This is a genomic window from Noviherbaspirillum sp. ST9 (assembly GCF_048799745.1).
Lineage (GTDB): Bacteria > Pseudomonadota > Gammaproteobacteria > Burkholderiales > Burkholderiaceae_D > Noviherbaspirillum.
On record NZ_JBLWFR010000003.1, the window covers coordinates 460,722 to 480,674 of the forward strand.

At 59.7% G+C, this 19,953-nt stretch carries 18 protein-coding genes; 17 read left to right on the forward strand and 1 reads right to left on the reverse strand.

Annotated elements, in window-relative coordinates; genetic code table 11:
- The first annotated feature begins 1 nt into the window (after position 1).
- The 15 genes from rpmI (at position 2) to ACNOHI_RS08655 (ending at position 16,138) form a co-directional block, all read left to right on the forward strand.
- A complete protein-coding gene (gene rpmI, locus ACNOHI_RS08585) occupies positions 2 to 199 on the forward strand; it encodes a 50S ribosomal protein L35 (RefSeq protein ID WP_132259957.1) in 198 nt (65 codons plus the stop codon).
- 19 nt (positions 200 to 218) lie between these two features.
- Entirely contained in the window at positions 219 to 578 is a 360-nt protein-coding gene (rplT, locus tag ACNOHI_RS08590) for a 50S ribosomal protein L20 (protein ID WP_420474247.1), read from the forward strand.
- Between the two features lie 139 nt (positions 579 to 717).
- Positions 718 to 1,734: a phenylalanine--tRNA ligase subunit alpha gene (gene pheS / locus ACNOHI_RS08595; RefSeq protein WP_420474248.1), complete on the forward strand. Its 1,017-nt coding sequence runs from the start codon at positions 718 to 720 to the stop codon at positions 1,732 to 1,734.
- Positions 1,735 to 1,818: 84 nt separating this feature from the next.
- Positions 1,819 to 4,245 (forward strand): phenylalanine--tRNA ligase subunit beta, encoded by a 2,427-nt coding sequence (pheT, locus tag ACNOHI_RS08600; RefSeq protein ID WP_420474249.1) that lies wholly within the window; start codon positions 1,819 to 1,821, stop codon positions 4,243 to 4,245.
- A gap of 32 nt (positions 4,246 to 4,277) precedes the next feature.
- Positions 4,278 to 4,691, forward strand: coding sequence for an integration host factor subunit alpha (locus ACNOHI_RS08605; protein ID WP_088710788.1), 414 nt, complete (start codon positions 4,278 to 4,280; stop codon positions 4,689 to 4,691).
- A gap of 8 nt (positions 4,692 to 4,699) precedes the next feature.
- Positions 4,700 to 5,107, forward strand: a complete 408-nt coding sequence (locus ACNOHI_RS08610) for a MerR family transcriptional regulator (protein WP_420474250.1) — start codon at positions 4,700 to 4,702, stop codon at positions 5,105 to 5,107.
- 206 nt (positions 5,108 to 5,313) lie between these two features.
- Positions 5,314 to 6,756, forward strand: a complete 1,443-nt coding sequence (locus tag ACNOHI_RS08615; RefSeq protein ID WP_420474251.1) for a sigma-54 interaction domain-containing protein — start codon at positions 5,314 to 5,316, stop codon at positions 6,754 to 6,756.
- Between the two features lie 273 nt (positions 6,757 to 7,029).
- Positions 7,030 to 7,767 carry a 3-oxoacyl-[acyl-carrier-protein] reductase gene (gene fabG, locus ACNOHI_RS08620; protein ID WP_420474252.1) on the forward strand — a complete coding sequence of 246 codons (738 nt, stop codon included), beginning with the start codon at positions 7,030 to 7,032 and terminating at the stop codon, positions 7,765 to 7,767.
- Between the two features lie 95 nt (positions 7,768 to 7,862).
- Positions 7,863 to 10,001, forward strand: a complete 2,139-nt coding sequence (locus ACNOHI_RS08625) for a 3-hydroxybutyrate oligomer hydrolase family protein (protein WP_420474253.1) — start codon at positions 7,863 to 7,865, stop codon at positions 9,999 to 10,001.
- A 135-nt stretch (positions 10,002 to 10,136) separates the two neighbouring features.
- Positions 10,137 to 10,910, forward strand: coding sequence for an ABC transporter ATP-binding protein (locus ACNOHI_RS08630; RefSeq protein WP_420474254.1), 774 nt, complete (start codon positions 10,137 to 10,139; stop codon positions 10,908 to 10,910).
- On the forward strand, positions 10,910 to 11,620 hold the full coding sequence (locus tag ACNOHI_RS08635; RefSeq protein ID WP_420474255.1) for an ABC transporter ATP-binding protein: 711 nt from the start codon (positions 10,910 to 10,912) through the stop codon (positions 11,618 to 11,620). Before ACNOHI_RS08630 ends, ACNOHI_RS08635 begins: the two co-directional genes overlap by 1 nt.
- Before the next feature lie 40 nt (positions 11,621 to 11,660).
- Positions 11,661 to 12,872 (forward strand): ABC transporter substrate-binding protein, encoded by a 1,212-nt coding sequence (locus ACNOHI_RS08640; protein WP_420474256.1) that lies wholly within the window; start codon positions 11,661 to 11,663, stop codon positions 12,870 to 12,872.
- Between the two features lie 210 nt (positions 12,873 to 13,082).
- The gene (locus ACNOHI_RS08645; protein WP_420474257.1) at positions 13,083 to 13,967 is read left to right on the forward strand and encodes a branched-chain amino acid ABC transporter permease; all 885 of its coding nucleotides are present in this window, start codon (positions 13,083 to 13,085) and stop codon (positions 13,965 to 13,967) included.
- 13 nt (positions 13,968 to 13,980) lie between these two features.
- Positions 13,981 to 14,997: a branched-chain amino acid ABC transporter permease gene (locus tag ACNOHI_RS08650; RefSeq protein ID WP_420474258.1), complete on the forward strand. Its 1,017-nt coding sequence runs from the start codon at positions 13,981 to 13,983 to the stop codon at positions 14,995 to 14,997.
- A gap of 43 nt (positions 14,998 to 15,040) precedes the next feature.
- A complete protein-coding gene (locus tag ACNOHI_RS08655; protein ID WP_420474259.1) occupies positions 15,041 to 16,138 on the forward strand; it encodes an ABC transporter substrate-binding protein in 1,098 nt (365 codons plus the stop codon).
- Between the two features lie 121 nt (positions 16,139 to 16,259).
- Here the strand turns inward: ACNOHI_RS08655 and ACNOHI_RS08660 are convergent, their stop codons facing one another.
- Positions 16,260 to 17,606: an erythromycin esterase family protein gene (locus ACNOHI_RS08660; protein ID WP_420474260.1), complete on the reverse strand. Its 1,347-nt coding sequence runs from the start codon at positions 17,604 to 17,606 to the stop codon at positions 16,260 to 16,262.
- 124 nt (positions 17,607 to 17,730) lie between these two features.
- Between ACNOHI_RS08660 and ACNOHI_RS08665 the strand changes: the two genes are divergently transcribed.
- Together ACNOHI_RS08665 and ACNOHI_RS08670 are read left to right on the forward strand one after the other, a co-directional pair.
- Positions 17,731 to 18,168, forward strand: coding sequence for a CBS domain-containing protein (locus ACNOHI_RS08665; protein WP_420474261.1), 438 nt, complete (start codon positions 17,731 to 17,733; stop codon positions 18,166 to 18,168).
- Positions 18,169 to 18,488: 320 nt separating this feature from the next.
- On the forward strand, positions 18,489 to 19,901 hold the full coding sequence (locus ACNOHI_RS08670; RefSeq protein WP_420474359.1) for a gamma-aminobutyraldehyde dehydrogenase: 1,413 nt from the start codon (positions 18,489 to 18,491) through the stop codon (positions 19,899 to 19,901).
- Positions 19,902 to 19,953: the final 52 nt, after the last annotated feature.

The window sequence follows — 19,953 nt, forward strand, 5'->3', positions numbered from 1 at the left end:
CATGCCGAAAATGAAGACGAAGAGCAGCGCCAAGAAGCGCTTCCGCGTACGTCCGGGCGGTACCGTCAAGCGCGGTCAAGCCTTCAAGCGTCACATCCTGACCAAGAAAACCACCAAGAACAAACGCCAGCTGCGCGGTGCCGTGGACGTTCATGAGACAAACATGAACTCCATTCGCGCAATGATGCCGTTCGCTTAACCTCACATAAGGAGCTACTATGCCTCGAGTAAAACGTGGGGTTACCGCACGGGCCCGTCACAAGAAAGTCCTCGACCAAGCCAAAGGCTATCGTGGTCGTCGCAGTACCGTTTATCGCATCGCCAAGCAGGCGGTCATGCGCGCAGGCCAGTACGCCTACCGCGACCGCCGCAACAAGAAGCGCGTATTCCGCGCACTGTGGATCACCCGTATCAACGCTGCAACGCGTGAGCATGGCGTGACCTACAGCGTGTTCATGAACGGCCTCAAGAAAGCCAACATCGGTCTCGACCGCAAGGTTCTGGCAGATATGGCTGTGATGGACAAGCCGGCATTTGCCGCGATTGTCAAACAGGTGAAAGCCAACATCGCTGCTTGAGAGTTGTAAAAGCAGGTGCCGCTGCAAGGCGGCATCGCATTGAGCGGGGCAGAGGTGGCACACCTGTGCCCCGTTTCATTTTGAATCGCCGTTTTCCGATTCACGTTTTCCGATCACCTTTTTCGGGCGAAAAAGCCGCATGAATTCCCTAGAACAAATCGTCGTCCAGGCGCAGGCCGATTTTGCTGAAGCGGCAGACGCCGCCGCGCTGGAGAACGCGAAAGCCAGGTACCTTGGCAAGACAGGACAGATTACCGAGCAGATGAAGGGCCTGGGCAAGCTGGCCCCGGAAGAGCGCAAGACGCAGGGCGCCGTCATCAACGCCGCCAAGGAAAAGATCGAGGCCGCGTTGAATGCGCGCCGCGACGCGCTCGCCAATGCGCAGATGCAGGCTCGCCTGAATGCGGAAGCGATCGACGTGACGCTACCTGGACGCGGCCGCGGCAAAGGCGGCATCCACCCGGTGATGCGCAGCTGGGAGCGTGTCGAGGAGATCTTCCGCTCGATCGGCTTCGACGTGGCGGATGGCCCGGAAATCGAAACCGACTGGACCAATTTCACTGCATTGAACAGCCCGGAAAACCATCCGGCGCGCTCGATGCAGGATACGTTCTACATCGAGGGCAACGATACGCAGGGCAAGCCGCTGCTGTTGCGCACACACACGAGCCCGATGCAGGTGCGTTATGCCCGTATGAACAAGCCGCCGATCAAGGTCATCGCTCCCGGGCGTACTTACCGTGTCGATAGCGACGCGACGCACTCGCCGATGTTCCACCAGGTCGAAGGCCTCTGGATCGCCGATAACATCAGCTTCGCCGACCTGAAGGGCGTGTACCTCAATTTCGTGAAGGCCTTCTTCGAGACAGATGATCTGCAGGTGCGTTTCCGTCCGTCCTATTTCCCGTTCACCGAACCGTCGGCCGAGATCGACATCGCGTTTGGCAGCGGCCCCCTCAAGGGACGCTGGCTCGAAGTGTCGGGAGCCGGGCAGGTGCACCCGACCGTGGTGCGCAACATGGGACTCGATCCCGAGCAGTACATCGGCTTTGCGTTCGGCTCCGGCCTTGAGCGCTTGACCATGCTGCGTTACGGGATCAACGATCTCCGCCTGTTCTACGAGGGCGACCTGCGCTTCCTGAAGCAGTTCAACTAATAAACGTCAGGGTGGTGCGCGGATCAGTCCCGCCACCCGACCTCGCCGCGAAAGCGGGGAAAACGAATTCTGAAGGTTCTGACTATGCAATTCTCCGAGAGCTGGCTCCGCACCCTGGTTGATCCGAAAATGACTTCGGATGAGTTGTCGCATCTGCTGACGATGTCCGGTCTGGAAGTGGAAGAGGTCGAGCCGGTCGCGCCGCCGTTCACCAACGTCGTTGTCGCCAAGGTCATCGAAATCGCGAAGCATCCCAACGCCGACCGCCTCAATGTTTGCCAGGTCGATGCCGGTACCGGCACGCTGCTGAACATCGTTTGCGGCGCCCCGAACGTTCGCCCAGGCATGAAAGTGCCATGCGCGATGGCCGGCGCCAAACTGCCGCCGGGCGAGGACGGCAAGCCGTTCGAGATCAAGGTGGGCAAGCTGCGTGGTGTCGAATCGCAGGGCATGCTGTGTTCCGCGCGCGAGCTCAAATTGTCCGAGGACCACGGCGGCCTGCTCGAATTGCCGGATGACGCGCCGGTGGGACAGAACTTCCGCGACTACTACCAGCTGAACGATCTCCGGTTCACGATCAAGCTCACGCCCAACAAGGCAGACTGCTTGTCCGTGCTTGGTGTCGCGCGTGAGGTATCAGCGCTGACGGGCACGCCGTTAAAGGCGCCAACCTACAAGGCGGTGACGGTCAACACGGATGAAAAGTTGCCGGTCAAGGTGTCGGCACCTGACCTGTGCGGCCGCTTCTCGGGGCGTGTCATTCGCGGACTGAATGCGAAAGCGGAGACGCCCGATTGGATGAAGCGCCGGCTGGAGCGCAGCGGACAGCGTCCGATTTCCGCGCTGGTCGACATCTCGAACTATGTAATGCTCGAACTGGGCCGTCCCAGCCACGTGTTCGACCTGAACAAGATCCATGGCAGCCTTGATATCCGCTGGGGCAAGCCCGGTGAATCGCTCAAGCTGCTGAATGGGAACACGATCGAAGTCGACAGCTGGGTCGGCGTGATTGCCGATGACAGGGAGATCGAATCGCTGGCCGGCATTATGGGCGGCGATTCCACGGCTGTTTCGCTGGAGACCACGAACATCTATCTCGAGGCCGCGTTCTGGTGGCCGCAGGCGATACAGGGGCGCGCACGCCGTTATAACTTCTCGACCGACGCGGCCCATCGCTTCGAGCGTGGTGTCGATTACGCGACGACCGTCGATCACATCGAACGCATTACTGCATTGATCGTGGAGATCTGCGGCGGCAAGGATACCGTCGTTGGCCCGGTTGACGACCACGTCGTCAATCTACCGCAACGCAAGCCGGTTTCCGTCCGTGCCGCACGTGCGGTCAAGGTGATCGGCGTGCCCATCAGCGACGAGCAGATCGCGGACATCTTCAAGCGACTTGACCTCGAGTTTACCCAGGAATCCGGCCTGTTCACCGTCACGCCGCCATCCTATCGTTTCGATATCGAGATCGAGGAAGACCTGATCGAGGAAATCGCGCGCGTCTACGGCTTCGAGAACATTCCTGCCTTGCCGCCGGTGGCGCCGAATACGATGCGAATTGCGCCGGAAAATTCGCGTTCCCTGTTTGCTGTGCGTCGCCAACTGGCGGATGCGGACTATCAGGAAGTGGTGAATTTCAGCTTCGTCGAAGAGGGCTGGGAAGCAGATTTCGCTGGCAACGAGAATCCGATCCGTCTTCAGAATCCGATTGCAAGCCAGATGAGCGTCATGCGCTCGTCGCTGGTCGGCAGTCTGGTGGCAAATGTGCGATACAACTTGAATCGCAAGTTGAACCGCGTGCGTCTGTTCGAAGTCGGCGCCGTCTTCCTGCGTAATACGTCGACGCAGGATGGGCCGCTGGCTGTGGCGGGCTACGACCAGCCAAAGCGTGTCGCCGCGATTGCCTATGGTCCCGCCGTGGACGAGCAGTGGGGTGCGCCGTCGCGCAACGTCGACTATTTCGATATCAAGGCGGACCTCGAGGCTCTCTTTGCACCGCAGGCATTGACGTTCGTAAAGGCGGAAAATGCCGCGCTGCATCCCGGGCGCTCGGCCAATATTCTGATCGACGGTCGTGTTATCGGATTCATCGGTGAGCTCCATCCACGGTGGCAGCAGAAATACGATCTTCCGCTTGCACCCGTCGTGTTTGAGGTGGATGCGTCAATGCTGCAGCAACGCGAAATTCCGTCTTACCAGGAGATTTCCAAGTTCCCGGCAGTGACACGGGACATCGCTGTTGTTGTCAAACAGGAGCTTCCGATGCAGGCCCTGATGGATACTTTCCTTGCTGAGCGGCAATCCAATCCTGCCTGTGCTATCATGCAAGCCATTGTTTTATTTGATGAATATCGCGGCAAGGGACTGGAAAATGACGAAAAAAGTCTTGCTTTCCGTTTTACCTTGCAAGATACTCAAAATACCCTGCAAGACGACAAAGTGGACGCTGCAATGACGGCATTCATCGCGTCAGTCGAGAATAAGCATGGCGCCAAGCTGCGCAATTGAACGTTGCACTACGTCGAGCAGTGATAACTACTATGAATGACGTGAACTCAGCCGAACTTCAATCCGTTTTGGCGGCCGACCTTAGTCGGGCTGTGCAGGAGTCGCAGGCACGCACGCAAGCTGAAAAAGACTTGCCGACCCTGACGAAGGCAGAACTGGCTGAACTCCTCTTTGAGCAGGTCGGCCTGAACAAGCGCGAGGCGAAGGACATGGTCGAAACCTTTTTCGACGAAATCCGCAATGCCCTCGAGCGTGGTGAATCGGTGAAGCTTTCAGGCTTCGGCAACTTCCAGTTGCGCGACAAGCCGCAGCGTCCCGGACGCAATCCCAAGACCGGTGAGGAAATCCCGATCACCGCGCGCCGAGTAGTAACCTTCCATGCGAGCCAGAAGCTCAAGAGCATGGTGGAGACGGCCAGAAGCAAACCGCTTGCCCGCGTGGCGTGAGTTGAGCCATGAACGATCGCTCGAGCAAATCCGAGGCTGTCGTATTGCCGCCAATTCCGGCGAAGCGTTATTTCACCATTGGCGAAGTCAGTGAGCTGTGCGGCGTCAAGCCGCACGTGCTGCGCTACTGGGAGCAGGAGTTCACGCAGCTCAAACCGGTCAAGCGCCGAGGCAATCGCCGTTACTACCAGCACCATGAAGTCCTGCTGATACGCCGCATCCGCGAGCTGTTGTACGAACAGGGCTTCACGATCAGTGGGGCGCGCAACAAGCTCGACAGCCGCATGGTGAATGGCAACGGGAATGCCGGTGCGAATGGCGCCGAAGACCTCACTGCGGGGCTGCCGCCTCTGGAAATCAACACGGTGGCGATCCGCAACGAGCTGTCCGAAATCTTGAATCTGCTGAAGCGATAGAACAAATCGCGCTGCATATGAAACCGCCTTCGGGCGGTTTTTTTCATTCATGGTGCGGCGTCAAATATCGCCTGAATCAAACTTGCTTCTCTTTCCACAAATCGGCAGCGGTGAACGTGATTTCGAAAGAGCATCTATAATCGGCCACATTCGGCACCTTGAGTACGCATGCATGTTCGCGTGGCCGGTCTTCACATGGAGATGAAATGAAAACGTCTGTCGCTTCATCCTGGGATGTGGACAGCATCCTGCGGGTAGGCATGCAGTCGTTGCTCGATTTGTTCGACGACTCATGCGAGGGCACACTGGCAGTCGATGACCAGGGGCGCATTGCATGGATCAACGACAAGTATGTTGCCTTCCTCGGACTGAAGGGCGCGGACGATGCGCTTGGCAAGATGGTCGAGGAAGTCATCCCGAACAGCCGCATGCGCGAAGTCGTGCAGAACGGCAAACCGATTCTCCTCGACATCATGATGATTCGCGATCAGCCGCTGGTCGTGATGCGGATTCCGCTCAAGGATGAAGCCGGCAAGATTGTCGGCGCACTCGGCTTTGCGTTGTATGACCGCCTGCAGCGCCTCAAGCCTTTAGTCTCCAAGTTCGCCGAGCTGCAATGGGCACTGGCCAATACCAAGAAGGAACTGGCCCAGCTGCGCCACACCAAGTATTCCATTTCCAGCTTCGTCGGCGTGAGTCCGGTATCGCTGGAGTTGAAGCACCGTGCGCGTCGCGCGGCGCAACTCGATACCACGGTGCTGCTGCTTGGCGAAACAGGCAGCGGCAAGGAGTTGCTCGCACACGGTATCCATGCTGCTTCCGGGCGCGCTGGCAAGCCCTTTGTCGGCATCAATATTGCCGCTGTGCCTGAATCGCTTCTCGAAGCCGAATTCTTCGGTGTTGCGCCGGGTGCCTATACCGGCGCGGATCGAAAGGGACGCGACGGCAAGTTCAAGATTGCCGATGGTGGTACTTTGTTCCTCGACGAAGTAGGGGACATGCCGCTGCAGGTGCAGGCGAAGTTGCTGCGCGTGCTGCAGGAGCAGGAAATCGAGCCGCTCGGTTCGAACACCATCATCAAGGTCGACGTGCGCGTGATCGCTGCAACGAGCCACGATCTCAAACAGCTCGTCGCCGACGGCAAGTTTCGCTCGGACCTGTATTACCGTTTGAACGTACTGCCCATCGTGCTGCCTCCATTGCGTGAACGGTTGGGCGACCTGGATGCGCTGTGCGAGCACCTGCTCGAACAGATTGCGACACGTACCGGCATGCCGCAGCGTGAGCTGACGCCGGACGCGCGTGCGTTTCTTGCGTCCTACAGCTGGCCCGGCAATGTGCGCGAGCTGCGCAATGCCTTGGAGCAGGCAGGGATGCTGACGGACAGCATCAGCCTCACTGCGGAAGATTTTGCGACGATCCTTCCCACTGATGCAGTAATGCATCGTCCTGCGGAGACTTCAGCAGAGAGCAATTTGGCCCAGCCTGTCCGGCCGCTCGCGGAAGCAGTATCCGAACTGGAAAAGAACCTGATCAAGTCCGCATTGGACAGCACCGGCGGCAACAAGGCGCAGGCGGCCCGATTGCTCGCCATTTCGCGTGCGACGCTCTATCAGAAGATCGTCGATTTCGGATTGGTGTCTGATTAGTAGACACCTGTTCAAATTGCATACGCTCCGTAAACCCGTTATTTTTCAACGACATATCCTGATATAACGTAAAAGTGTCTGAAACTCAGACACTTTTATCCCCGCAACTCCCTCCCTTCCCGTTGTTCTTCCTACTACTGTTTTCGATTTTCATATAGAAATCAACTACTTATCGTTGTTGGCATGACAATTGCCATATGTGGCTATCGCTGATGATGGCCGCACGGAATCCGCTGCAGCCTTCGTTGGACAGAATAACGATATGGAGACAACGTGCGGCTTACCAACAAGGTCGCCCTGATCACGGGCGCAAGCAGGGGCATCGGCAAGGCCACAGCACTCAAGTTCGCGAGAGAAGGCGCACGCGTCGTGGTGTGCGACCTGGACGATGCCGTCGCCGAAACGGTCGCGGAGATCCGCATCCAGGGCGGTAGCGCGATCGGCTTCAAGGTGGACGTCACCAAATCCGAAAGCATCGAAGCAATGGTGAGCGGTGCGCTCGCCACCTTTGGCCACATCGACGTGCTGGTCAACAACGCGGGCGTCGTCGCCGACGCACAACTCAAGAAGATGACCGACGAGCAGTTCGACAAGGTCATCGACGTCAATCTCAAGGGTACCTACAACTGCACGAAGGCGGTCGTGGATAACATGATCGAGCGCAAGGCCGGTGTCGTCCTCAACGCGTCGTCGATTGTCGGCATCTATGGCAACTTCGGGCAGACCAATTACGCGGCAAGCAAGTTCGGCGTGATCGGCATGGCAAAGACCTGGGCGCGCGAGCTCGGCAAGCATGGCATTCGCGTCAATGCAGTCTGCCCCGGCTTCATCGAAACCTCCATCCTCAAATCCATGCCCGAGAAGGTCATCCGTTCGCTCGAGGAACGCGTGCCGCTCGGCCGCCTTGGCAAGCCCGACGAGATCGCCAACACCTTTGCCTTCCTCGCCTCCGACGAGGCGAGCTATATCAACGGTGCCGTCATCGAGGTATGCGGAGGAATGACCCTGTAAGGCAGTTCGGCAACAGTTGTGTGGTACCCGGTTCCATAAAAAAGCAGTGAGCCCCCGGCAGAGACAGCCGGAATAACTTCAAGGAGCGAGACAACATGGCAACACGCAGGACGATCGGTTTGACAGCAGTGATGACGGGTGTGCTGGCCGCATGCGGCGGTGGCGGCGACGGAGGTTCCTCCACGGCCCTCGGCGCGGCAAACGTATCCCCGAGCTTCCTCAAGGGGAGCATCTCCAGCAAGACCTATGACGGCAACAGCGACGACCTGCTGACCGCCGGACTAGGGGCCGCCGGCATCGCAAGCGCAACACTTCCGGCGGTCAGCGCCACGCCGACCGCAGCCGAGCTGCGCCGTCTCGCGATTCATCAGAACTACCGCGCGCTGGTCGACACGACGGCCAACGGCGGGTTCGGCACGCTCTACGGCCCGACCGTCGCCATTGCCGGCACCACCGCGTCGGCCACCGGCAAGATCGCAGGCAAGGAATACATCGCCTATGCGGACGACGGCAGCGGCGCACAGAACGTGACGATGATGGTGCAGGTGCCCGACACCTTCAATCCGTCCAAGCCTTGCATCGTCACGGCGACGTCGTCCGGATCTCGCGGTATTTACGGTGCAATCGGCACCTCCGGCGAATGGGGCCTCAAGCGCGGCTGCGCAGTCGCGTACACCGACAAGGGCAGCGGCAACGGCTTCCATGACCTGCAGACCAACAAGGTTGCCCTGATCGACGGCACGACGGCAGATGCCGCTGCTGCAGGCACGCTCGCACTGTTCAAGGCCAACATTACCGATGCAGCGCGCACCGCTTACAACGCGCTCTTCCCGAACCGCGTCGCCTACAAGCACGCGCACTCCCAGCAGAACCCGGACAAGGACTGGGGCAAGAACACGCTGCAGGCAGTCGAGTTCGCGTTCTACGTGTTAAACGACCTGCATGGTTCCGCTGTAGGTAACAGCGCCACCAAGCTGCGTTCCATCGTTCCGTCCAACACCCTCGTGATCGCATCCAGCGTCTCCAACGGCGCAGGCGCAGCGTTGCTGGCCGCCGAGCAGGATACCGAAGGCTTGATCGACGCGGTCGTTGTCGCCGAACCGCAGGTTCAGCCGAAGGCAACGCCGGCCCTGAGCATTCGCCGCGGATCGACGACGGTCTCGACGATCGGCAAGCCGATGATCGATTACATTACCTTTGCCAACGTCTACCAGCCATGCGCGGCGCTCGCTGTCAGCAACAGTGCATTTGCCGCGTCCTTGCCGGTTGCGAACATGGAGGCACGTTGCACTGGCCTGGCGAACAAGAACCTGATAACCGGTACGACGACCGCGGAGCGTGCGGCAGATGCGCTCGCAAAGATGCGGGCGTATGGTTACGAGCCTGACACCGACATCCTGCACCTGACGCACTACCGCTTCGCAGTACCAGCGGTGGCAACAACCTATGCCTATGCATACGGCCGCTTCAGCGTCACCGATAACCTGTGCGGCTTGAGCTTCGCCAACACGGATGCTAGCGGCAACGTAATAGCGCAACCGGCGACGCAGAACCTGCTATTCGGCACAGGCAACGGCATCCCGCCGAGTTCCGGCATCAACATCGTCTACAACGATGCGGTCGGCGGGCCGAAGCTGGATCGCCTCGCGGTGTCGCCGTCGACAGGCCTCGCCGACATGGCGCTCGACTCTGCCTTGTGCCTGCGTTCACTTGCAACGGGTACCGATGCCGTTACCGGCGCTGCATTGACCGGTGACATGCTGGCCAAGTCCCAACGCATGCAGCAAGGCGTGGCAGAAGCCCAGGCGAACGGCAACGTCGGCAGCCGCCCGACCATCATCGTGACCGGTCGCAGCGATACGCTGATGCAGGTTAACCAGGCTGCCCGCGCCTACTTCGGCAAGATGAACGTGAACAATGCCGCAGCCAACGCACGTTATATCGAAGTCACCAATGCCAATCACTTCGATGCCTTCCTCGGGTCCATCCCGGGCTACGACACGGCGCTGGTGCCGCTGCACTATTACCTCAACCAGGCGCTTGACCTGATGTGGTCCCACCTGAACAACAGCACGGCTCTGCCGGGCAGCCAGGTGGTTCGCACCACACCGCGTGGCGGCGTGGCAGGCGCAGCACCGGCGATCACTGCGGCCAACGTGCCGGCGATTGCCGCGACGCCGGCAGCGGGCAATGCCATTACGTTCGCCAACAACACTTTGACGGTGGCGGACTGATCGAACCCCAGCCGCGCGCGACAACCGACGAACCCCGGTCGCGCGCGGTGGAGGGGTAGTGCCGGATAGACGCATTACCGCACTTGCGCGCAAGCGCAGGTGCACCAAGCAAAGCAGCATCACTGGAGAAATTGGATGACAAGCGAAGTCATACTTGAAACGCGAAACCTGACCAAAGGTTTCAAGGGATTCATCGCGGTGAACGACGTCAACTTCAAGGTCAAGCGTGGTTCGATCCATGCGCTGATCGGCCCCAACGGGGCAGGGAAGACGACGTTCTTCAACCTGCTGACGAAATTCCTGACGCCGACGTCGGGCTCGATCCTGTACAACGGCAACGACATCACCGCACTGAAGCCGGAACAGATCGCGCATCGCGGCGTGATTCGCTCGTTCCAGATTTCCGCGGTGTTCCCGCACCTGACCGTGCTGGAGAACGTGCGCATCGGCCTGCAGCGCGCGCTCGGCACGTCTTTCCATTTCTGGAAGAGCGAGCAGACGCTGAATTCGCTGAACCGCCGTGCCATCGAGCTGTTGGCGGAAGTGGACCTGGAAAGCTTTGCCAACACGATGACGGTGGACCTGCCGTACGGTCGGAAGCGCGCACTCGAAATCGCCACGACGCTGGCGATGGACCCAGAGCTGATGCTGCTCGACGAGCCGACCCAGGGCATGGGCCACGAAGACGTGCATCGCGTCACCGAACTGATCAAGAAGGTCTCCGCGGGCCGCACTATCCTCATGGTGGAACACAACATGAGCGTGGTCTCCGGCATCTGCGACAAGATTTCGGTCCTGCAGCGCGGGTCGCTGCTGGCGGAAGGAACCTACGAAGAAGTCTCGAGAAACCCGCAGGTGATGGAAGCCTACATGGGCACCACCTCCGGCGAACTGGAAGGAGCGCATTGATGGCAACACCGGCACTTGAAATCAGGAACCTCAAGGCCTGGTACGGCGAGTCGCACATCCTGCACGACGTCAACCTGGAAGTGAAACCGGGCGAAGTCGTCACGCTGCTGGGCCGTAACGGCGCCGGCCGCACGACGACCCTGCGCGCGATCATGGGCTTGACCGGCACGCGCAGCGGATCGATCAAGGTCAACGGCACCGAGTCGATCGGCATGACCACCCACAAGGTGGCGCACCTCGGCATCGGTTACTGCCCGGAAGAGCGCGGCATCTTCTCGTCGCTGTCGACCGAAGAAAACCTCATGCTGCCGCCCCTGGTGTCGAAATCCAACAAGGGCATGTCGGTCGAGGAAATCTACGAGATGTTCCCCAACCTTGCCGAACGCAAGTCCAGCCAGGGCACGCGCCTGTCCGGCGGCGAACAGCAGATGCTGGCCGTCGCGCGCATCCTGCGCACCGGCGCCAAGCTGCTGCTGCTCGATGAAATTTCCGAAGGCCTCGCGCCCGTCATCGTGCAGGCACTGGCCCGCATGATCACGATGCTCAAGGCCAAGGGCTACACCATCGTGATGGTGGAACAGAATTTCCGCTTCGCCGCACCGCTGGCGGATCGGTTTTACGTGATGGAGCATGGTCAGATCGTCGAGACCTTTGCTGCATCCGAGCTGGAGTCGAAGATGCCTGTTCTGAACGAACTGCTGGGTGTCTGAGAGAGAACGAAGTAACACTACCTAAAACAGAGGAGCAAAGATGGAAATCAAAGCAAAAGTGATGACTCTCGCCGTCGCAGCAGCGTTCGCCGGCATCGCCGGTACGGCCCAGGCCCAGATCTCGGGTGACGTCATCAAGATCGGCCTGATCACTGACATGTCCGGCGTGTACGCCGACGTCGACGGCCCGGCAGGCGCTGAAGCCGTCAAGATGGCGATCGCCGACCTCGGCGGCGCGATCAACGGCAAGAAGGTCGAGTTCCTCGTCGCCGACCACCAGAACAAGGCCGACATCGCTGCATCCAAGGCACGCGAATGGTTCGACCAGCAGGGCGTCGACATGCTGATCGGCGGCACCAACTCCGGCGCCAACCTGGCCATGGCCAAGGTCGCTGCGGAAAAGAAGAAGGTGTTCTTCTCGGTCGGTGCAGGCACCGCCCGCCTGACCAATGAAGACTGCACCCCGTACACCGTGCACTACGCCTACGACACCATCGCGCTGGCACGCGGCACCGGCGGCGCCATCGTGAAGCAGGGCGGCAAGGACTGGTACTTCCTGACCGCTGACTATGCGTTCGGCGCATCGCTCGAGAAGGATACTGCCGACGTGGTCAAGGCCAGCGGCGGCAACGTCAAGGGCGCGGTCAAGCATCCGCTGTCCGCTTCGGACTTCTCGTCCTTCCTGCTGCAGGCACAATCCTCCAAGGCGCAGATCCTCGGCCTGGCCAACGCCGGCGGCGACACGATCAACGCGATCAAGGCGGCCAACGAGTTCGGTGTCCAGAAGTCCATGAAGCTGGCCGGCCTGCTCATGTTCATCACCGACATCCACTCGCTCGGCCTGAACCTGACCCAGGGCATGTACCTGACCGACGGCTGGTACTGGGACCAGAATGCCGACAGCCGCGCATGGTCGAAGAAGTTCTTCGACAAGATCAAGCGCATGCCGACCATGCTGCACGCGGCCGACTACTCGGTCACCTACCAGTACCTGAACGCGGTGAAGGCAACCGGATCGGATGACGGCGACAAGGTGATGGCGCAGCTGAAGAAGACCAAGATCAACGACATGTTCGCCAAGAACGGCGTGATCCGCCCCGACGGCCGTATGGTGCACGACATGTACCTGATGGAAGTGAAGAAGCCGGGCGAGTCCAAGTATCCGTGGGACTACTACAAGGTGGCGCAGACCATCCCGGGCGACCAGGCCTACGCGACGAAGGCCGAATCGAAGTGCTCCCTCTGGAAGTAGAGCGGCTTTCGGGCCAGCGCAAGCGGCCAATCTCGGGTCTGCGGTGCTCTGCGTACTCACGTACGCGTCCGCTCCTCGACCCGACCTTGGCTCCCTTGCGCAGCCCCGCAAGCCACTCTTATGAGTGAGGTGGAGCGGACAAGTCCGCTCCACCTGGAAAGCTCCCGCTACCCAAGCCGCACGCGCTGTGGCGTTTAACTGCAAAGTGTTATGGAAATCTTTGGCATTCCTCTGCAAGCAATGTTGAGCCAGCTCTTGCTTGGCCTCGTGAACGGGTCGTTCTACGCGATGCTGTCGCTCGGCCTCGCGGTCATCTTCGGCCTGCTCAACGTCATCAACTTCGCTCACGGCGCGTTGTACATGATGGGCGCGTTCCTGGCCTGGATGGGCTTGAACTATATCGGCCTCAATTACTGGGTGATGCTGATCGCCGCACCGATCCTGGTCGGCATCTTCGGCATCGTCATTGAAAAAACCATGCTGCGCTGGCTGTACAAGCTCGACCACCTGTACGGCCTGCTGCTGACCTTCGGTATCACGCTGATGCTGGAAGGCCTGTTCCGCTCCTTCTATGGCGTGTCCGGCCAGCCGTACTCGGTGCCCGATGCGCTGATGGGTGCGACCAACCTCGGCTTCATGATCCTGCCGAACTACCGTGCATGGGTCGTTGTCGCCTCCATCATCGTCTGCCTTGCCACCTGGTTCGTGATCGAAAAGACCAAGCTGGGCGCTTACCTGCGCGCCGGCACGGAAAATCCGAAGCTGGTGGAAGCCTTCGGCATCAATGTCCCGCTGATGGTGACGATGACCTACGGCTTCGGCGTGGCGCTCGCGGCGTTTGCCGGCGTGCTCGCCGCACCGGTGATCCAGGTGTCGCCGCTGATGGGTTCCAACCTGATCATCGTCGTGTTCGCGGTGGTGGTGATCGGCGGCATGGGCTCGATCATGGGTTCGATCATCACCGGCCTGGGCCTGGGCGTGATCGAGGGCCTGACCCGCGTGTTCTATCCGGAGCTGTCGGCCACCGTGGTGTTCATCATCATGGCCATCGTGCTGATGCTGCGTCCGGCCGGCCTGTTCGGCAAAGAGAAATAAAAGGAGCAATAGGATGAATAAGAAAGTCGGATACGCCATTGCACTTGCAGCGGCACTGGTGGCACCGTTTGTGGTTTATCCGGTGTTCCTGATGAAGGTGTTGTGCTTTGCCTTGTTTGCGTGCGCATTCAACCTGCTGATCGGTTTCACCGGACTGCTGTCCTTCGGCCATGCCGCGTTCTTTGGCGGGGCAGGGTACATCGCGGGCCATACGATCAAGGTGATGGGCTGGCCGTTTGAACTGGGCCTGATCGCAGGTGTTGCCGTCGCCGCCGTCATCGGCCTGGTGATGGGCGGCCTGGCGATTCGCCGCCAGGGCATCTACTTCACCATGATCACGCTGGCGCTGGCGCAGATGCTGTTCTTCGTCTTCCTGCAAGCGCCGTTCACCGGCGGCGAGGACGGCCTGCAAGGTGTGCCGCGCGGCAAGCTGCTCGGCATGATCGACCTGGCCAGCGACATGACGCTGTACTACGTCGTGCTGGGCATCTGCATTGGCGGTTTTGCCCTGATCGTGCGCACCGTGCATTCGCCCTTCGGCCAGGTGCTGAAGGCGGTGAAGGAAAACGAGCCGCGCGCCATCTCCCTCGGCTACGACACCGACAAGTACAAGCTGCTGGCCTTCGTGCTGTCCGGCGCGCTCGCCGGCCTTGCCGGTGCCACCAAGACTGTCGTGCTCGGCTTTGAAACGCTGACCGACGTGCACTGGAGCATGTCCGGCCTGGTCGTGCTGATGACGCTTGTGGGCGGCCTCGGCACGCTGGCTGGTCCTATCGTCGGTGCCATCGTGATCATCGCGCTGGAAAACAAGCTCGGTGAACTCGGCGAGCTGATCGCCTCGATCTCGGGCATCGAATGGTTCCGCACCCTTGGCGAATCGGTAACCATCGTGACCGGTTTCATCTTCATCGTCTGCGTGCTGGCTTTCCGTCGCGGCATCGTCGGAGAGTTGGTGGAATTCGCCAAAAAAAAGCGTAAGCCGGCGCCTGTCGCAAGCCCGGCTCCCGTGATGAAAACCGTGGAGGGATAACACCATGAAACCACTTGCCTGGTTGAGGTTGGCAGCAGGATGTTTGGGAGCATCTTTCGCCATCGGCACCATGGCGGCTGATGACATCGTCATCGGGCAAGTGGCCCCCCTGTCCGGCGTCCTCGCGGATACCGGAAAGGACATGGTGCTGGGCGTCAAGGTGTACTTCGACTCGGTCAACGACAAGGGCGGGGTGCATGGCAAGAAGATCGCCCATGTCGTCAAGGACGACGGCTACAAGGTGGATGAGACCGTCCGTCTCACCCAGGAAGTGATCGAGAAAGACGGCGCGGTGGCGCTGATCGGTTTTGCCGGCACGGGCAACGTCGGCGAGCTGCTCAAGCAGAAGGTGCTGGAAAAGGCAGGCATCGCGCTGGTGGCACCGTACACTGGCGGCGAAATCCTGCGGTCGCCGTTCAACCCGTACATCTTCCACATCCGCGCGGGGTATGCGGACGAAGCGGAAGGCATCGTCAACCAGTTGGTGGCGCTTAACATGAAGCGCATCGGCGTGATGTACCAGGACGATCCCTTCGGCAAGGCAGGGCTCGCCGGGGTGGAGGCGGCGTTGAAGAAGCGCGGGCTCGAGCTCGTCGGCACGGGTGCCTACGAGAAGAACACCGATAACGTCGCTGATGCGGTGCAGGCGATCGCCAAGGCAAATCCGCAGGCAGTGGTCATGATCTCGGTGAACAAGAGCACGGCCGCATTTAGCAAGCAGATCCGCTCGGTGTCGACAGTCGCGCAGCTAGTGAATATTTCCGTCGTAAATCCGAAGGAAATCGTGCGCATGATCGGCCCCGAGAATGCGCGTGGCATTGGCATTGCGCAGGTCATGCCGTATCCGTATTCGCCAATGACGTCGATCGTGAAGGAGTACCAGCAGGCGATGAAGAAGTATGCACCGGGCATGGAGATGTCGTACACCAGCTTCGAAGAATTCGTGGGCGCGAAGGTGCTGGTGGAAGGTTTGCGCAGGGCAGGGCCCAACCCGAGCAGGGAAAAGGTGGTGAAGGCGCTGGAGTCGCTTAACGCCTATGACGTCGGCGGCTTCACCCTGCATTTCTCGCCGACCAGCCGCGTCGGCTCGCGTTTCGTCGAGATTACCGTGATCGGCAAGGATGGGCGCCTGTTGCGTTGAAAGGAATTGCCGGCGGAGCGAATGAAAAGAAAAACGCTCCGCCCTACGTCGCAAGACGGGCAAACCGTTGTTGTTCCCCAGCAGTTTAGGGTTACGTTCGCGTAACCCTTTTTTTTGCGTGTCACATTCCGGACGGGTAAGTCTCCGGGACTTCCCCATCATGATGGTCGACGGCGCGTTCGAGCGGTCGCACTGCCCGGGTTTCGTCGATATGAATGACCGCATCAAACTGCCGCGACAGGCTTGCATGGAAGTAGTGGCTGACTCGCTCGGATTCGGGAAGGTAGACCACGCCGATGGCACGCTCAAGTCGCTGTTCGACGAAGAGGTCATGGAGTCGCGGATTGTCGCGCAAGGGAACGATAAAACGCGCCAGTTCGGCATCATGGAATATGCGTTCGTAGCTGTCGGGGTGGGACGGGCGAACTGTCTTTGTTTCTGCCGGCGCGTCCCAGTCAGATGCCGCAGTTACCGTGCCCGTATGCGTGGTGAAACCGAGCAGGAACGATTCCTTTTCTCCGTAGTGCTCGCGTACCAGTTGACCCAGGTTGAGCTGGCCGTGTTCGCCCATTTCGGTGGCGCGCGCATCGCCGAGATGGGAGTTGTGCGCCCACACCACGAGCTTCGGACGCCGCCCCTTCTTCTCGATGATATGCCCGCGCAAGGCCTCCAGCGTTTCCGCCATGTGCCGGTCGCGCAGGTTCCAGGACTCGTTTCTGCCTTGGAACATGGCGCGGTAATACGCCTCTGCATTTTGTGCCACGCGCGCATTCTGCTGTGCAAAGAAGAGCTCGTCCTCACTGCCATGGTCGCTGGCTTCAATGAGTCGCTGGGCATCGGTCGTCATTTCCACCAGCTGGCGGATCACTTCATCCTCGCAATCCTTGCGCATGCCAAAGCTCGCCGCATAACCGTAGCGCTGCGGGTCGTCAGCAAGATGGTCGAAGCAGGCGTACCGCGAGCGCGCCCGTCGGGCGGCTTCCGCATCGACCTGTGAAAGGTAGCGGACCACTGCGTCCATGGAGCCGCGCAGGCTGTAGAGGTCCAAGCCGAAGAAGCCGACCTTGTCCTGTTCATCGGCGCACTGCATGTTGTGCATGCGTAGCCAGCTCAACAACTCGACGATATCGGTGTTGCGCCACATCCATTGCGGGAAGCGTTCGAATCCGCCAAGCGCGCTGTCCGCGGTCGTCTCGGTCGCCGTCGGACTTGCCTGGATGAAGCGGCTGGCGCGCAACGCGTCCGGCCAGTCGGCTTCAACGGCAATCGCGTCAAAGCCTTTCTCCGATATCAAGCGCTTGATGATTTCCGCGCGAATCCGATAGAACTCGTGGGTGCCGTGGGTGGCCTCTCCCAGCAGGACGATGGATGCGTCGCCGATGTGGCGGACGATTCGGTCAATGCTGCCGTCCGCGTCGAGGACCTGCGCATCCTGCCTGAGTGCCGAGATGATAGGACGTGTCGACATGGCTGCTCCTCTGCCTATTCCATTTCGGCCACGCTGGGTGCTGATAGTTCCGGTGGGGACGGAACTTGGTTGGCAGATCGACACTCAAGCATAGACAAAACAATTGACCATAAAGGAGAGCAAGATGCAGAGAATTTCCGATGTCATGACGCGTGACGTGATGAGCGTGTCGCCACAGGAAACCATTCGCCGCGCGGCGCAGATGATGGATGAACTGAACGTGGGGGCCTTGCCGGTGTGCGACGGCCAGAAACTGGTGGGCATGGTGACGGATCGGGACATTACCGTGCGTGGCGTCGCCGCAGGGCAGTCACCGGATACGGCCCACGTCGAGGACGTCATGAGCGGTTCGGTCCACTGGTGCTTTGATGACCAGACGGTCGATGAAGTGATGCAGCAGATGGGCGACACTCAGATCAGGCGCGTGCCGGTCGTGGATCACGATACGAAGGAGCTGATCGGCATCGTGTCGCTCGGGGACCTGGCGACGAAACATTCGGCGCAGGTGGACCGGACGCTGGAAGAAATCTCGTCGCCATCGCAGCCGGACAGGCCGCATTGAACTCCTGAGCAGTCTCTGCAAAATTGGTGGGCAACCTCTTTCCCAGACTCCTGGCTCGCCGTCGCAGTTGCTCACTTCTGCGTGTCGGTGCCGAACCCGGCATCGACCTACGAACGTTTGCATGCCCATTTGAACGACATGGAAGCGGGCGTTGTTTCATTATTAATATTAAGTATTTGTCAATGTCGGAAATCCTATATTGAAGGCTGAAGTGGTAGAACTTAGTCTGTGTTGTCTTTCTGCTAATCGCTCGACTGTTGCGAAGAACGATTTCCCGAATTCATCACAGGGTCTGTCCTCCCACACAAATGAATACAAAACTGCTTATCAATGGTGTTGCAGAAACCGGGGAGGGGCGTCACGTCGAGGTTGTCAACCCTGCAACCGGCGAAGTCATCACAAGCGTAGCGTCAGCATCCGGGTTGCAGCTGGAAAAGGCAGTTGCAGCGGCGGACCGCGCGTTTCGAGAATGGCGGGGGAGCACGGTACAAGAACGAGCAAAAGTATTGCTCACCCTGGCTGACGTCGTCGATTTGCGCCGGGAGGAATTGGCGCGGATCGAATCGCTCAACACGGGAAAGCCATTGCACCTGGTAATGCAGGACGAAATGCCTGCGATATCCGACTGCTTTCGCTATTTTGCGGGAGCAAGTCGGTGCATGACTGGACTGGCGACAGGCGAATACATTCCTGGCACAACGAGCATGATCCGCCGGGATCCCATCGGCGTCATCGCACAGATCTCCCCCTGGAATTACCCGTTGATGATGGCCGTCTGGAAGATCGCGCCTGCCATCGCGGCCGGGAATACGGTTGTCTTCAAGCCTTCCGAATATACGCCGCTAAGTGTGCTCGCACTTGTCGACGCTTTTGCGGAGCTCCTGCCGCCTGGTGTATTGAACATCGTTGCAGGCACCGGGGGCGGCGTCGGAAGCCAGCTCGTGCAACATCCTCGCATTAAAAAAGTCTCTCTTACGGGATCAATCGCCAGCGGCCAAAGCGTCTTGCGTGCTGCCAGCGCCAACATCATCCAAACACATCTCGAACTCGGCGGTAAAGCGCCTGTAATCGTATTCGATGATGCCGATATTGGTGCGGCTGTTGCCGCTGTCCGGGCATATGGGTTCTACAACGCAGGGCAGGATTGCACCGCCGCATGCCGCATCTACGCGCATGAGAACGTCTACGATGCCTTCCTCCAGTCGTTGATCGATGCCGTCGGCACGCTGCGTATCGGTTCCCCTCTCGACAGCAGTACCGAGCTCGGACCAGTCATTTCGAAATTGCACAGAGAACGTATTCACGGCTATGTCCAGCGAGCGCGGAGCACCAGCCATCTCAAGGTGGCTGTCGGTGGCGCCTTCGCGGAAGGCCCGGGATTTTTCTATGCCCCGACCGTCATTGCGCACGCACGGGAAAGCGACGAGGTTATCCAGGAAGAAGTCTTCGGTCCGGTGGTATCCGTTTCACGCTTCGGTACTGCTGAACAAGTGCTCGACTGGGTGAATGCCTCGAATTACGGACTTGCCTCTTCAGTCTGGACGCGGGACACCGGCCGCGCCATGCAATTCGCCGCGCAACTGCAGTACGGCGTCACCTGGATTAACGGCTACTTCCTCTACGCGAATGAGATGCCGCACGGGGGAGTCAGGATGTCCGGTTATGGCAAGGACTTGTCCGTGTATGCGCTGGAGGATTACACCGTAGTACGCCACGTCGCCATCAAACACTAGTGCGAAGTTCAACCGGATTTCGGAGCGAGACGGCCGTCGGCCGATCCGACTC

What these genes read in the sequence shown, in the direction of transcription:
- rpmI (WP_132259957.1), top strand. Translation starts at nt 2, where the DNA reads ATGCCGAAAATGAAGACGAAGAGCAGCGCCAAGAAGCGCTTCCGCGTA.
- rplT (WP_420474247.1), top strand. Translation starts at nt 219, where the DNA reads ATGCCTCGAGTAAAACGTGGGGTTACCGCACGGGCCCGTCACAAGAAA.
- pheS (WP_420474248.1), top strand. Translation starts at nt 718, where the DNA reads ATGAATTCCCTAGAACAAATCGTCGTCCAGGCGCAGGCCGATTTTGCT.
- pheT (WP_420474249.1), top strand. Translation starts at nt 1,819, where the DNA reads ATGCAATTCTCCGAGAGCTGGCTCCGCACCCTGGTTGATCCGAAAATG.
- ACNOHI_RS08605 (WP_088710788.1), top strand. Translation starts at nt 4,278, where the DNA reads ATGAATGACGTGAACTCAGCCGAACTTCAATCCGTTTTGGCGGCCGAC.
- ACNOHI_RS08610 (WP_420474250.1), top strand. Translation starts at nt 4,700, where the DNA reads ATGAACGATCGCTCGAGCAAATCCGAGGCTGTCGTATTGCCGCCAATT.
- ACNOHI_RS08615 (WP_420474251.1), top strand. Translation starts at nt 5,314, where the DNA reads ATGAAAACGTCTGTCGCTTCATCCTGGGATGTGGACAGCATCCTGCGG.
- ACNOHI_RS08625 (WP_420474253.1), top strand. Translation starts at nt 7,863, where the DNA reads ATGGCAACACGCAGGACGATCGGTTTGACAGCAGTGATGACGGGTGTG.
- ACNOHI_RS08630 (WP_420474254.1), top strand. Translation starts at nt 10,137, where the DNA reads ATGACAAGCGAAGTCATACTTGAAACGCGAAACCTGACCAAAGGTTTC.
- ACNOHI_RS08635 (WP_420474255.1), top strand. Translation starts at nt 10,910, where the DNA reads ATGGCAACACCGGCACTTGAAATCAGGAACCTCAAGGCCTGGTACGGC.
- ACNOHI_RS08640 (WP_420474256.1), top strand. Translation starts at nt 11,661, where the DNA reads ATGGAAATCAAAGCAAAAGTGATGACTCTCGCCGTCGCAGCAGCGTTC.
- ACNOHI_RS08645 (WP_420474257.1), top strand. Translation starts at nt 13,083, where the DNA reads ATGGAAATCTTTGGCATTCCTCTGCAAGCAATGTTGAGCCAGCTCTTG.
- ACNOHI_RS08650 (WP_420474258.1), top strand. Translation starts at nt 13,981, where the DNA reads ATGAATAAGAAAGTCGGATACGCCATTGCACTTGCAGCGGCACTGGTG.
- ACNOHI_RS08660 (WP_420474260.1), bottom strand. Translation starts at nt 17,606, where the DNA reads ATGTCGACACGTCCTATCATCTCGGCACTCAGGCAGGATGCGCAGGTC.
- ACNOHI_RS08665 (WP_420474261.1), top strand. Translation starts at nt 17,731, where the DNA reads ATGCAGAGAATTTCCGATGTCATGACGCGTGACGTGATGAGCGTGTCG.